The following is a 13,675-nucleotide window of genomic DNA, read 5'->3' on the forward strand; positions in this document are numbered from 1 at the left end:
TCATGGATTTGTTGATTGTCCTGACTTACGTGGCATTTGCCTGGGCCATCTTTAAAATATTCCGTATTCCGGTAAACCAATGGACGCTTGCCACAGCCGCATTAGGTGGGGTGTTTATTGTGGCGGGACTCATCTTATTAATGAACTATAACCACCCGTATACCTTTACGGCGCAAAAGGCGGTTATTTCAATACCTGTTACCCCGCAGGTCACTGGAATTGTGAGTGAAGTGACAGATAAAAATAATCAACTGATTAAAAAAGGCGAGGTGTTATTTAAACTCGATCCCGTGCGTTATCAGGCGCGAGTGGACCGACTGCAAGCCGATCTGGTGACCGCCACGCACAATATCGACAATCTGAAAGCCCAACTTTCTGAAGCTGTCGCCAATACTACCCGCGTTTCCGCTGAACGCGATCGTCTGTATAAAGATTATCAACGCTATTTGAAGGGCAGCCAGGCGAAGGTTAATCCCTTCTCTGAAAGCGATATCGACAACGCCCGGCAGAACTATCTGGCACAGGACGCGCTGGTAAAAGGCTCCGTCGCCGAACAGACGCAGATTCAGACTCAGTTAGACAGTATGGTCAACGGGGAGCAATCTCAGGTTGCGTCCCTGCGCGCTCAGCTCGCTGAAGCCAAATACAATCTTGAGCAGACTATCGTCCGAGCCCCCAGCAACGGCTATGTTACGCAGGTGCTTATTCGGCCCGGAACCTACGCCGCCGCGCTGCCTCTGCGCCCGGTGATGGTGTTTATTCCGGAACAAAAACGGCAAATCGTGGCGCAATTCCGCCAGAACTCGTTGCTGCGTCTTAAACCGGGTGATGAAGCGGAAGTGGTCTTCAACGCGCTGCCAGGCCAGGTATTCCCCGGCAAGCTCACCAGCATTCTGCCGGTTGTACCGGGCGGTTCTTATCAGGCCCAGGGAGCATTGCAGTCTCTGACGGTGGTGCCGGGTACCGATGGCGTGCTGGCCACGATTGAACTGGCTCCCAATGCAGATGTGGATGCACTACCGGACGGTATCTATGCCCAGGTGGCGGTCTATTCCGACCATTTCGCCCACGTTTCGGTGATGCGTAAAGTGCTGCTGCGTATGACCAGTTGGATGCATTATCTTTATTTGGATCATTGAGACCAGCATCACCTGCCATTTGTCGTGGCCTGAGCCATACTAAGCGGTGTCCAGATATTCGTTGGACATCGCTTTTTTGTTGGCAAAAAGGACACGGCATGAAACTCATTGGCAGCTATACCAGCCCTTTTGTGCGTAAAATTTCTATTCTGTTGCTGGAAAAGGGCATCACCTTCGAATTCGTTAATGAACTCCCCTATAACGCGGATAGCGGCGTGGCGCGATACAATCCATTGGGAAAAGTGCCCGCGCTGGTCACCGATAAGGGAGAGTACTGGTTTGATTCTCCGATCATTGCTGAATATATAGAGTTGTTGGATATTGCACCCGCAATGCTGCCGCGTGAGCCGCTGGCGGCACTCAAAGTTCGTCAACTGGAAGCGCTGGCCGACGGTATTATGGATGCGGGATTAGTCTCGGTGCGCGAACAGGCTCGCCCCGCTGCGCAGCAGTCAGAAACTGAATTGCTACGCCAGCGCGAAAAAATTACCCGCAGCCTGGATGTGCTGGAAGGTTATCTGGCGGACGGTACGCTGAAAACGGATACGGTTAATCTGGCAACGATTGCGATTGCTTGTGCCGTGGGCTATCTCAATTTTCGTCGGGTTGCGCCTGGCTGGTGTGTGGACCGTCCACGTCTGGTCAAACTGGTGGAAACACTCTTTCAACGCGAAAGTTTTGCCCGTACGGAACCGCCAAAGGCTTGATGCAGATAATACCCGCCTGAGCAAAGTCACGGTACAATCCTTCCTATATCGATATCCCTCTCCACGGTGGAGAGGGCCACCAACAGCCAGGCCCTTTCATGACAACCGACATGCGTTCACTCTACAGCCAGCTTCCTGCTATCGATCGTTTACTGCGCGATAGCGCTTTCCAGGTCTTACGTGAGTCCCACGGTCATACCCGCGTGGTGGATCTGCTGCGTCATATGCTCGATGAAGCCAGAGAGGCGATTCGCGACACGCAGGCGCTTCCAGCATGGGGGGAAGACTGGGCGCAAGAGGCCAGCGCCCGGCTGGAACGAGAATCGCAAAGCGCGCTACGTCCGGTGATTAACCTGACCGGAACGGTGCTGCATACCAATCTTGGGCGTGCATCACAAGCTGAGGAGGCGATTGCTGCGGTGGTGCAGGCGATGCGTACGCCGGTGACGCTGGAATACAGCCTGGATGATGCCGGACGTGGACATCGGGATCGGGCGCTGGCGGATCTACTCTGCCGCCTGACCGGCGCGGAAGATGCCTGTATTGTCAATAATAATGCCGCTGCGGTTCTGCTGATGCTGGCCGCCACGGCCAACGGCAAAGAGGTGGTCGTTTCGCGCGGCGAGCTGGTAGAAATTGGCGGCGCATTTCGTATTCCCGACGTGATGTGCCAGGCCGGATGTATTCTGCGCGAGGTTGGCACCACCAACCGGACCCATGCGAAAGATTACCGTCAGGCGGTGAATGAAAACACCGGTCTGCTGATGAAGGTGCATACCAGTAATTACAGCATTGAAGGTTTTACTAAAACGGTGGATGAAGCCGAACTGGCGGCGATTGGCCATGAGCTGGATATTCCGGTAGTCACGGATCTGGGCAGCGGTTCGCTGGTGGATCTCAGCCTGTATGGCTTACCGAAAGAGCCGATGCCGCAACAGCTGATTGCCGCTGGCGTGAGCCTGGTCAGCTTCTCTGGTGACAAGCTGCTGGGAGGGCCGCAGGCCGGGATTATTGTCGGTAAGAAAGAGATGATTGCCCGCCTGCAGTGCCACCCGCTGAAACGTGCGTTGCGGGCCGATAAAATGACCCTGGCGGCACTGGAAGCGACGCTACGGATCTATTTACACCCGGAAGCGCTGGCGGAAAAGTTACCGACGCTGCGCCTGCTGACTCGCACGGAAGAGGCGATCCGCGAACAGGCGCAACGATTACAGGCACAGCTTGAAGCGTATTACGGCGACGAGTTCGCGCTGAATGTGATGCCTTGCCTGTCGCAGATTGGCAGCGGCTCGCTACCAGTTGATAGGCTGCCGAGCGCGGCATTAACCTTTACCCCCCATGACGGGCGTGGAAGCCGCCTCGAAGCGCTGGCCGCCCGCTGGCGTTTGCTGCCCGTGCCGGTCATTGGGCGAATTTATGATGGCCGCTTGTGGCTGGATCTGCGCTGCCTTGAAGACGAGACCCGGTTTATGGAGATGATGCTGAAATGATTATTGCAACCGCCGGACACGTTGACCACGGAAAAACAACGTTATTACAGGCGATTACCGGCGTGAATGCCGACCGGCTGCCGGAAGAAAAAAAGCGCGGCATGACTATCGACCTCGGCTATGCCTACTGGCCGCAGCCGGACGGGCGGGTACTGGGATTTATCGATGTCCCTGGTCACGAAAAGTTTCTGTCCAACATGCTGGCGGGTGTCGGTGGTATCGACCACGCGCTGCTGGTGGTGGCGTGTGATGACGGCGTGATGGCGCAAACGCGTGAACACTTGCAAATCCTGCAACTGACGGGCAACCCACAGCTTACCGTGGCGCTCACAAAAGCCGATCGCGTCGATGAAGCACGCATTGACGAAGTACGTGCCGAGGTGCAAACCACGCTGGGTAACTATGGTTTTGCCGATGCGATACTGTTCGTAACTGCCGCCGGTGAAGGCCGTGGTATCGAAGCGCTGCGTGACCACTTGCTGCAGTTGACGCCGCGTGAACTGGCTCGCGATCACACCTTCCGCCTGGCGATTGACCGCGCTTTCACGGTAAAAGGCGCAGGTCTGGTCGTAACGGGAACGGCGCTCAGCGGAGAAGTGAACGTCGGGGATGCGTTGTGGCTTACGGGCGTCAACAAACCGATGCGCGTACGTAGCCTGCATGCGCAAAATCAGCCGACCGAATACGCTCACGCCGGACAGCGAATTGCGCTGAACATTGCCGGTGATGCGCAAAAAGAAGAGATTAACCGTGGTGACTGGCTGCTTGCAGATGCGCCGCCAGAGGCCTTCTCACGCGTCATTGTCTCTTTAGAACACGCCGCACCGCTGATGCAGTGGCAGCCGCTGCATATCCACCACGCGGCCAGCCACGTGACCGGACGTATCTCACTGCTCGAAGGGACGCTGGCGGAACTGGTATTTGATACGCCTCTGTGGCTGGCTGATAACGACAGGCTGGTGCTGCGTGATATTTCTGCCCGTACGACGCTGGCAGGCGCACGTGTCGTGACGCTGAATCCACCGCGTCGTGGGAAGCGTAAGCCGGAGTATTTACAGTGGCTGTCGGCGCTGGAAAATGCGCAGAATGACGGCGAAGCGCTGGCATTGCATCTGACGCGCGGGGCGGTGAATATTCCCGATTTCGCATGGGCACGCCAGCTCAATGGCGACGGCATGCGTCCGTTGATTGAGCAACATGGATTTATTCGCGCCGGGTATAGTCTGTTGAATGCGCCCGTTGCTGCACGCTGGCAGCGTAAGATTCTGGATACGCTGGCGACCTACCATGAACAGCACCGTGATGAGCCGGGACCTGGACGTGAACGCCTGCGTCGTATGGCCCTGCCGATGGAAGATGAAGCGCTGGTCCTGCTGCTGATTGAAAAGATGCGCGATAGCGGCGCTATTGATAGCCATCATGGCTGGCTACATTTGCCGGATCATAAGGCCGGTTTTAGCGATGAGCAGCGTGCTATCTGGCAAAAAGTAGAACCTCTGTTTGGTGATGAGCCGTGGTGGGTGCGGGATCTGGCGAAAACCACGGCTACGGACGAGCAGGCGATGCGTCTGGCGCTACGGCAGGCGGCGCAGCAGGGCATTATTACGGCGATCGTCAAAGATCGTTATTACCGTAATGATCGGATTGTGGCCTTTGCCAATCTGATCCGCGAACTGGATCAGGAGAGAGGATCGACCTGCGCTGCCGATTTCCGCGACAGGCTTAACGTCGGGCGTAAATTGGCTATTCAGATTCTGGAATATTTTGACCGTATTGGTTTTACGCGTCGTCGGGGAAATGATCATTTATTACGCGATGCATTACTGTTTCCCGAAAAGTAATGAAACAATTAATTCAAAAATTAAATGAATTAATACAAAATAGATATTGATTGAAATAAGCACATTAGATTATGAACCTAATGTGCTTTTTAATTTTCAATGTTATTAAAATAACAACCACGATCATATTTTGTTGGGATTATCACTCGTATGCTTCCTGCCTCTTTTGAGTAATTAAGGATCGTACAATGGCTGCTTCAACATTTTTTATTCCTTCCGTGAATGTAATTGGCGCTGGTTCATTAAAAGATGCAATGAATACAATGGCGGAATATGGTTTTCGTCGTACGTTAATTGTCACGGATGCCATGCTGGCGAAATTAGGTATGGCGAGTGAAATTCAAAAAGCGCTGCAGGAACGTGATATTTTCAGCGTAATTTATGATGGTACGCATCCTAATCCGACAACCAGCAACGTTGCCGCAGGTCTGCAAATGCTGAAAGAAAATGCCTGTGATAGCGTAATTTCCCTCGGTGGCGGTTCCCCACACGATTGTGCGAAGGGGATTGCGCTGGTGGCGGCTAACGGCGGCGATATTAGTGATTACGAAGGCGTCGACCGTTCTGCAAAACCGCAGTTGCCGATGATTGCCATTAACACGACGGCGGGAACGGCATCTGAAATGACCCGTTTTTGCATCATTACCGACGAAGTACGCCACATCAAAATGGCGATTGTCGATAAGCACGTTACACCGCTGCTGTCCGTCAATGATTCTTCGCTGATGGTCGGTATGCCGAAGTCCCTGACAGCGGCAACCGGTATGGATGCGCTGACTCACGCGATTGAAGCGTATGTCTCCATTGCGGCAACGCCGATCACCGATGCATGTGCGCTTAAAGCCGTGACGATGATTGCCGAGAACCTGACGATCGCCGTGGAAGATGGCGCCAATGCTCAGGCACGTGAAGCGATGGCTTACGCACAGTTCCTCGCAGGTATGGCATTCAACAACGCCTCTCTGGGTTACGTTCACGCAATGGCGCATCAGTTGGGTGGTTTCTACGACCTGCCGCACGGTGTCTGCAATGCGGTACTGCTACCGCACGTTCAGGTCTTCAATAGCAAGGTGGCCGCAGCTCGTCTGCGCGATTGTGCTGCGGCAATGGGCGTCGACGTGGCTGGATTGAACGATGCGCAAGGAGCCGAAGCCTGTATCGCGGCAATCCGCGAACTGGCGCAGAAAGTGAATATTCCGGCAGGTTTGCGTGAGCTGAACGTTAAGGAAGAAGATTTTGCTGTTCTGGCGACCAACGCTCTGAAAGATGCCTGTGGTTTTACTAACCCGATCCAGGCGACACATGAAGAAATCATGGCGATTTATCGTGCTGCCATGTAATTCGTGATACCTGTCGTAAAGCAGTAAAAGGCTGGCGAATAATTCGCCAGCCCCGTCTACCCTTGTAGTACCCCTACAGCAAGGAGACGGTCATGACCAACAACCCCCCTTCAACGCGTATTTATCCCGGCGAGTATGGTTACCCTCTGAAGTTAAAGGCCCGATACGATAACTTTATCGGCGGCGACTGGGTTGCACCAGTGGACGGTGAGTATTACCAGAACCTGACGCCAGTTACCGGGCAATTACTGTGCGAAGTGGCCTCTTCCGGCAAAAAAGATATCGATCTGGCACTGGATGCCGCGCACAAAGTAAAAGACAAGTGGGCGCAGACATCCGTGCAGGACAGGGCGGCGATTCTGTTCAAAATTGCCGATCGTATGGAGCAAAATCTGGAGCTGCTGGCGACGGCTGAAACCTGGGATAACGGTAAACCTATCCGTGAAACCAGTGCGGCAGATGTGCCGCTGGCAATTGACCATTTCCGCTATTTTGCCTCCTGTATTCGTGCGCAGGAAGGGGGAATCAGCGAGGTTGATAGCGAAACTGTGGCTTATCACTTCCATGAACCTCTTGGCGTGGTAGGGCAAATTATCCCGTGGAACTTCCCCCTGCTGATGGCCAGTTGGAAGATGGCACCCGCGCTGGCTGCGGGGAACTGCGTAGTGCTTAAACCTGCGCGCCTGACGCCGCTGTCCGTACTGCTGCTGATGGAAGTTATCGGCGATCTGCTCCCGCCTGGCGTGGTGAACGTGGTAAACGGCGCGGGTGGGGAAATCGGGGAGTATCTGGCGACCTCTAAACGCATTGCGAAAGTGGCGTTTACAGGTTCGACGGAAGTTGGGCAGCAGATCATGCAGTACGCCACGCAGAACATCATCCCGGTCACGCTGGAACTGGGCGGGAAATCACCCAATATCTTCTTCGCGGACGTGATGGATGAAGAAGATGCGTTCTTTGACAAAGCGCTGGAAGGTTTTGCATTGTTTGCCTTCAACCAGGGCGAAGTGTGTACCTGTCCGAGTCGTGCGCTGGTTCAGGAATCCATTTACGAACGTTTTATGGAAAGGGCCATTCGCCGCGTGGAGAGTATTCGTAGCGGTAATCCGTTAGACAGCGTGACGCAGATGGGCGCGCAGGTGTCGCATGGTCAACTGGAAACTATTCTGAATTACATCGACATTGGTAAGAAAGAAGGTGCAGATGTTCTCACCGGCGGGCGGCGCAAGCACCTGGATGGCGAGTTAAAAGAGGGTTATTACCTCGAACCAACCATTCTGTTTGGTAAGAACAACATGCGGGTTTTCCAGGAAGAGATCTTCGGCCCGGTGCTGGCGGTCACGACCTTCAAAACCATGGAAGAGGCGCTGGAAATCGCCAATGACACGCAATATGGACTCGGCGCTGGCGTCTGGAGTCGCAACGGCAATCTGGCATACAAGATGGGACGCGGTATTCAGGCTGGCCGTGTCTGGACCAACTGTTACCACGCTTACCCGGCTCACGCCGCGTTCGGCGGCTATAAGCAGTCGGGCATCGGGCGCGAGACACACAAAATGATGCTCGAGCATTATCAGCAAACCAAGTGCCTGCTGGTGAGCTACTCGGATAAACCACTGGGACTGTTTTAATTTCTCGTCACTTATTGCCCGGTTTTGCGCCGGGCATATCTTTATTCTGCAGTTATATAAAAACCCATATGTCGTTATATAAACAAGATAATTGCACTCCATGTACATATTCATCTACTATCCTCCAATCTATTTTTAAATCCAAATAGAATTCTTATTTGTTATTTCAATCTCTGAGGCAAATATGTTTCTTGATTATTTTGCATTAGGAGTGCTTATTTTTGTATTCCTGGTCATTTTTTATGGGGTTATTATTCTGCATGATATTCCCTATCTCATTGCAAAAAAACGTAATCATCCTCATGCCGACGCAATACATGTTGCGGGTTGGGTGAGTTTGTTTACCTTACATGTTATTTGGCCCTTTTTATGGATCTGGGCAACGCTTTATCGCCCGGAGCGCGGATGGGGCATGCAGAGCGCGGATTCTTCCCTGATCCAGCTGCAGGCAAGGGTTGCCGATCTGGAAAAAAAATTGGGTGAGGTGAAGACCTCTGCGGCGGAGTAATATCGATGGATTTACTGATTGTTCTGACCTATGTAGCGTGTGCATGGTCAATATTTAAGATTTTTAAAATTCCTGTCAATAAATGGACAGTACCTACCGCAGCATTGGGCGGTATATTTATTGTGTGCGGACTGATATTACTGATGAATTATAATCATCCGTATACCTTTAAGGCGCAAAAGGCGGTAATTTCTATTCCCGTAGTGCCGCAGGTAACGGGTGTCGTGACGGAAGTGACAGATAAGAAGAATACGCTAATCAAAAAAGGCGAGGTTCTGTTTAAGCTTAATCCAGGGCGTTATCAGGCACGGGTCGATCGCCTGAAAGCTGATATTGTCACCGCACAGCATAAAGAGCAGGCGCTGGTTGCGCAGTTAGACGAAATGAAAGCCAACACGCAGCGGGCAAAGGCCACGCGTGACAAACTGGCAAAAGATTACCAGCGCTATGCGCAGGGAAGCCAGGCGAAGGTGAATCCTTTTTCTGAACGCGATATCGACGCGGCGCGGCAAAACTATCTGGCGCAGGAAGCATCGGTGAAGTCCTCCATTGCGGAACAACAGCAAATCCAGAGTCAGTTAGACAGCCTGGTGCTGGGGGAAAATTCACAAATTGCCAGCCTGAAAGCACAGTTAGCAGAAGCGGAGTTCAATCTGGACCAGACCGTGGTTCGCGCGCCCAGCGATGGCTATGTGACGCAGGTGCTGATGCGTCCGGGAACCTATGCCGCCGCACTGCCTATGCGCCCGGTGATGGTGTTTATCCCGGATCAAAAACGGCAAATTATCGCCCAGTTCCGTCAAAACTCGCTGCTGCGACTGGAGCCAGGCGATGAAGCGGAAGTGGTGTTTAACGCCCTGCCGGGTAAAGTATTTAGCGGTAAACTGGCTGCTATCAGTCCGGCCGTACCGGGTGGTACATACCAGTCGAACGGGGCGCTGCAATCCTTAAATTCTACGCCCGGTTCTGAAGGGGTGATCGCCACGATTGAGCTGAATGATAATGCGGAGGTTAGCGCGTTACCTGATGGGATTTACGCGCAGGTCGCGGTTTATTCTGACCACTTCGAACATGTGTCCGTCATGCGCAAAGTCTTGTTGCGCATGACAAGTTGGGTGCATTACCTGTATCTCGATCATTAAACTCAGGCTATTTTGCTTGCTCAGTCTGCTGATCCAGCGACTGAGCAAGTTGCCGGCGAATCTCCGCCAACATCTCATCAAGAATAAATTGTACCCGCCATGGCTGATATTCACGTTTGCGGAAAATCGCCACCAGATCCAGCCACCATTCATGCTGTCCGGAGAAACACGGAACCAGCCCGTTAGGCTGACTTTCTTTTTGTACGCTCGCCTTGGGTGCAAAAACAATGCCCAGATGGTTTCGCGCCAACGACAGCGCAGATTGCGTATTGTCGCAAACATAGTTACCCGTTACGCGGTAATCATTCATCTCTTTACCACCGGGGGAGGAGAATCGCCAAATGTTGGCATCATCAATCATCATGGAATCAATCAGAATACAGGAGTGATGCTCAAGTTCTTCTGGAGTACTGATGGGATGTTGAGCCAGGTATTCCTTGCTGGCAAAAGCGGTGACCACATATTTGGTAATAAAACTGGCGACCAAAGATTCATCTTTTGGATGTGCATAAGTAATTAAAACATCACAGTCATCAGGAAATTCGACTCCTTCATAAAAGGCTTTACGTTCCAGGTTATAGGTTTTTAGCACCAGACTGATATCGCCAATATCCATAATTTTTGCAATAACATGTTGCGATAAGTAAGCGATAATTCCGGTTGGTGCATATACCGTTACTTTTCCACGTTTCTCGTGCTTATAATCAGCAATGAAATTATTTAATTGCTCGTTTCTGTCTAACATGTCATTGATGTAAGGGAGTAACGCTATACCAAACGGCGTGAGGGTCAGTTGCCGGGTGGTGCGGTCAAACACCTTTAATCCAACTTTTGATTCAAAATCAGCAAGATATTTACTGACGTTGGCCTGTGCGATGCCGAGAACAGTCGCGGCATGACTGATATTTTCACTGGCAGCGATTACCGAAATAATCTTCAACTCCCGGTGTTTAAGTTGTAATTTATTCATCGCCAAGCCCAATATATATAATTTTTTATATATTACTATATAAATATGAACCTTGCACCGATGAAATTGTAAGCATTATTATGCACCAGTTTTGTAGCTTATTTTAAAATGGAATGTTGGCATGTTAATTAAACACAATATTGTGGCGCTGCTCGCCTTTTCTTTTATGGCGAGTGCAACTGCCGCAGAGTTTTCTATTGGCGCTGGTGCTGTATATAATGAATCACCTTATCGCGGGTATAATGATAATGTTCACGCAGTACCGCTAGTCAGTTACGAAAGTGAATCATTTTATTTTAGGCAAACAACGCTAGGTTATATTTTGTCTAAGAGTGAAAGTAATGAATTTAGTATTACTGCCTCTTATATGCCGCTTGAGTTTGATCCCGGCGATAATGACGATCATGCGATGAAAAAGCTGGATAAGCGTGACGCAACTGCAATGGCGGGTGCCGCGTGGTATCACCATGAAAGATGGGGTAGCGTGAAAGTCTCCGCCGCTGCGGATGTGCTGGACAACAGTAATGGCTGGGTAGGGGAAGTTTCACTGTTCCGTCCAATGCCGATGGGCAAGCTGACGCTGACGCCATCGATTGGCGTGCTCTACTATGACGAAAACTTCAATGAATACTACTACGGCATATCGGGTAATGAGTCCCGTCGTAGTGGCTTATCAAGCTATTCCCCTGGCGATAGCTGGACACCGTATGTTGGCCTGTCCGCTAAATACGCATTGACCACTAACCTGACGCTGCTGGCAAGCGCCAATTATAGCGCACTGCCGGATGACATAAAAAATAGCCCGATGGTTGATCGCGATGACAGCTTTACCTTTATGTCCGGTCTGACCTGGCGTTTCTGATTCTCACCCGTTTGTCCTCAGGGAGGAGGGCAATCTTTTCATAAGACATTGATGGATGGGGGCTAACCGCCGCCATCCGCCTTATTATTACTGCTCGTTTATCCAGATACGCATTTCGCCTTCACCACGGTTTGCCCAGCTAAACCACGGAATAAACGTCAATGCATGCGCCTGACGCGAAGTTGGGGAAACATCGTAGTGCCACAACGATTGTTGTGCTGCATCGGCTGCACTTTGCTTCACACCTTCAGCCTGAATTAACATTTTATGGCTGAACAATCCCTTACCTTCGAATACTCTGAACTCACTCTCTTTTGGCAACCACAGATTATGCAATTCCTCGCCGTTGTCGGCCTGCTCCAGGCAATATACCAGTGGCCCACGCTGAATGGCGACCTTACCGGCAACATGACGCACTAATGGATTTCCGTATACCCGACGCACCGGCATTGGCAGGGTCAAACTGAGCGTATCGCCTTCCTGCCAGGTTCGACTGATGTGCAAATAGCCTTTGCGAATATCCTGCTCAACCGGCTGACCATTCAACAAAACCTGCGGCGCGGAGCACCAGTCTGGCAGGCGCAGAGCCAGGGTGTGATAAACCGACTGCGGTGATTCGATGGTGATTTTTACCTGCTCATGCCATGGGTAATCTCCGCTAATACGCAGTTTAAGCGAGCCATTTGCAACAGGGACCTCCATGCTATTGCCCACGTACATATTGATATACAGCGCATCCTGACGTGGCGTGTAGAGGTAATGACCAATTGAGGTTAACACACGGGCGATATTCGGCGGACAACAGGCGCAGCCGAACCAACGCTGACGAACGGGCTTCACGTGGTCATAAATATGATTAAATTTTAATGATTTAGGGTGCACTTCCAGCGGGTTAACGTAGAAGAAGTGCTTGCCGTCCAACGCCATGCCGCCAAGTACGGTGTTATACAAGGCGCGCTCCATCACGTCGGCATACTGGCTGTCGGCTTCCATTTCCAGCATTCTGCGGGCGAACATCATCAGGCCGATTGAGGCGCAGCTTTCCGCATACACGGTGTCGTTGGGCAGATCGTAATCGCTGCTAAACGCCTCGCCGCTGCTTTGTGAACCGATCCCGCCGGTAATGTACAACTGGCGCTGGGCCATGTTTTTCCACAGACGCAGGCAATCCTGACGCTTGCCTTCGTCCTGGCTTAAGCGTGCCAGATGAGCGACGCCGGTCATCAGGTAGACAAAGCGCACCGCATGCCCGATCGCCGTTTGCTGTTCTGAAATCGGTTGGTGTGCCTGGCTATAGGGCTTATCTTTCACCATCCACGCCGGGCCGTAGGTGTGCCAGTAAGAGGTTTGGCCGCGCTTTTCGTACTCTTCGTCATAGAAATGGGGCTGTGCGCCGCGCTGTTCCACAAAGTAATTTACCAGCGCCATATAGCGTGGTTGCTGGGTCACTTCGTATAAGCGCATTAACGCCAGCTCGATTTCCGGGTGTCCAGGGTAGCCGCGCAGTTGATTCTCCCTGAGTCCAAACACGCTGTCGATGTGATCCGCCAGGCGACACACTACCTCTAACAGACGGCGTTTCCCTGTCGCCTGAAAGAACGCGACGCCTGCTTCGATCAAATGACCTGCACAGTACAACTCATGACACTCGGCGAGGTTGGTCCAGCGTTCATCCGGGGCTTTCACCGTGAAGTACGTATTGAGATAGCCGTCTTCACACTGGGCGGCCGCCACCAGTTCAATGACTTCATCGGCCGTTTTTTCAAGTTCCGCATCGGGTTTCTGACACAGCGACCAGGCAACGGCCTCCAGCCATTTCGCCACGTCGCTATCCTGAAAAACCATGCCGTAAAATTCGCCATCCTGCAGGCCTGCGGCGATACGGAAATTCTCTATCGCATGACTTGGTTCCGCCTCTGCAATGCGGTCATTGAGCGCATCCCATTGATAGGGGATCACCACGTCACGCACCAACTGCTGATATTGTCCGAGGAACGGATCGCTGACGGTGAGCTTATGCAGGTCGACTTCCAGTACGTTCATTT

Annotated in this window: 11 protein-coding genes; 9 read left to right on the plus strand and 2 right to left on the minus strand. The window is 52.1% G+C overall.

Features of this window, described 5'->3' with window-relative positions:
* The first annotated feature begins 2 nt into the window (after positions 1–2).
* From HV041_RS20975 to HV041_RS21010, 8 genes are all read left to right on the plus strand, one after another.
* Complete coding sequence (locus tag HV041_RS20975; protein ID WP_048213694.1) at positions 3–1,139, plus strand: HlyD family secretion protein; 1,137 nt, start codon at positions 3–5, stop codon at positions 1,137–1,139.
* A 98-nt stretch (positions 1,140–1,237) separates the two neighbouring features.
* On the plus strand, positions 1,238–1,846 hold the full coding sequence (locus HV041_RS20980; RefSeq protein WP_048213693.1) for a glutathione S-transferase: 609 nt from the start codon (positions 1,238–1,240) through the stop codon (positions 1,844–1,846).
* A 98-nt stretch (positions 1,847–1,944) separates the two neighbouring features.
* The gene (gene selA / locus HV041_RS20985) at positions 1,945–3,336 is read left to right on the plus strand and encodes an L-seryl-tRNA(Sec) selenium transferase (protein WP_121585204.1); all 1,392 of its coding nucleotides are present in this window, start codon (positions 1,945–1,947) and stop codon (positions 3,334–3,336) included.
* Complete coding sequence (selB, locus tag HV041_RS20990) at positions 3,333–5,177, plus strand: selenocysteine-specific translation elongation factor (RefSeq protein ID WP_116360374.1); 1,845 nt, start codon at positions 3,333–3,335, stop codon at positions 5,175–5,177. The genes selA and selB overlap by 4 nt, the downstream gene beginning before the upstream one ends.
* A 188-nt stretch (positions 5,178–5,365) precedes the next feature.
* A complete protein-coding gene (yiaY, locus tag HV041_RS20995) occupies positions 5,366–6,517 on the plus strand; it encodes an L-threonine dehydrogenase (protein ID WP_048213690.1) in 1,152 nt (383 codons plus the stop codon).
* A gap of 92 nt (positions 6,518–6,609) precedes the next feature.
* Positions 6,610–8,148 (plus strand): aldehyde dehydrogenase AldB, encoded by a 1,539-nt coding sequence (gene aldB, locus HV041_RS21000; protein WP_048213689.1) that lies wholly within the window; start codon positions 6,610–6,612, stop codon positions 8,146–8,148.
* Between the two features lie 184 nt (positions 8,149–8,332).
* Positions 8,333–8,656 carry a DUF3302 domain-containing protein gene (locus HV041_RS21005; protein WP_101742495.1) on the plus strand — a complete coding sequence of 108 codons (324 nt, stop codon included), beginning with the start codon at positions 8,333–8,335 and terminating at the stop codon, positions 8,654–8,656.
* 5 nt (positions 8,657–8,661) lie between these two features.
* On the plus strand, positions 8,662–9,798 hold the full coding sequence (locus HV041_RS21010; RefSeq protein ID WP_121585203.1) for an HlyD family secretion protein: 1,137 nt from the start codon (positions 8,662–8,664) through the stop codon (positions 9,796–9,798).
* Positions 9,799–9,805: 7 nt separating this feature from the next.
* Here HV041_RS21010 and HV041_RS21015 read toward each other — a convergent pair whose 3' ends face one another.
* Positions 9,806–10,768: a LysR family transcriptional regulator gene (locus HV041_RS21015; protein ID WP_003024204.1), complete on the minus strand. Its 963-nt coding sequence runs from the start codon at positions 10,766–10,768 to the stop codon at positions 9,806–9,808.
* 121 nt (positions 10,769–10,889) lie between these two features.
* Between HV041_RS21015 and HV041_RS21020 the strand changes: the two genes are divergently transcribed.
* Positions 10,890–11,630 (plus strand): MipA/OmpV family protein, encoded by a 741-nt coding sequence (locus HV041_RS21020; RefSeq protein WP_003024206.1) that lies wholly within the window; start codon positions 10,890–10,892, stop codon positions 11,628–11,630.
* Positions 11,631–11,717: 87 nt separating this feature from the next.
* On the opposite strand, the gene HV041_RS21025 is transcribed toward HV041_RS21020, so the two are convergent.
* Positions 11,718–13,673: a glycoside hydrolase family 127 protein gene (locus HV041_RS21025; RefSeq protein ID WP_121585202.1), complete on the minus strand. Its 1,956-nt coding sequence runs from the start codon at positions 13,671–13,673 to the stop codon at positions 11,718–11,720.
* Positions 13,674–13,675: the final 2 nt, after the last annotated feature.

The sequence above is a fragment of the Citrobacter sp. RHBSTW-00029 genome (assembly GCF_014104295.1).
Lineage (GTDB): Bacteria > Pseudomonadota > Gammaproteobacteria > Enterobacterales > Enterobacteriaceae > Citrobacter > Citrobacter youngae.

Bases quoted from the DNA above. Each gene is read 5' to 3' on its own strand.
- HV041_RS20975 (WP_048213694.1), top strand. From the start codon at position 3: ATGGATTTGTTGATTGTCCTGACTTACGTGGCATTTGCCTGGGCCATC.
- HV041_RS20980 (WP_048213693.1), top strand. From the start codon at position 1,238: ATGAAACTCATTGGCAGCTATACCAGCCCTTTTGTGCGTAAAATTTCT.
- selA (WP_121585204.1), top strand. From the start codon at position 1,945: ATGACAACCGACATGCGTTCACTCTACAGCCAGCTTCCTGCTATCGAT.
- selB (WP_116360374.1), top strand. From the start codon at position 3,333: ATGATTATTGCAACCGCCGGACACGTTGACCACGGAAAAACAACGTTA.
- yiaY (WP_048213690.1), top strand. From the start codon at position 5,366: ATGGCTGCTTCAACATTTTTTATTCCTTCCGTGAATGTAATTGGCGCT.
- aldB (WP_048213689.1), top strand. From the start codon at position 6,610: ATGACCAACAACCCCCCTTCAACGCGTATTTATCCCGGCGAGTATGGT.
- HV041_RS21005 (WP_101742495.1), top strand. From the start codon at position 8,333: ATGTTTCTTGATTATTTTGCATTAGGAGTGCTTATTTTTGTATTCCTG.
- HV041_RS21010 (WP_121585203.1), top strand. From the start codon at position 8,662: ATGGATTTACTGATTGTTCTGACCTATGTAGCGTGTGCATGGTCAATA.
- HV041_RS21015 (WP_003024204.1), bottom strand. From the start codon at position 10,768: ATGAATAAATTACAACTTAAACACCGGGAGTTGAAGATTATTTCGGTA.
- HV041_RS21020 (WP_003024206.1), top strand. From the start codon at position 10,890: ATGTTAATTAAACACAATATTGTGGCGCTGCTCGCCTTTTCTTTTATG.
- HV041_RS21025 (WP_121585202.1), bottom strand. From the start codon at position 13,673: ATGAACGTACTGGAAGTCGACCTGCATAAGCTCACCGTCAGCGATCCG.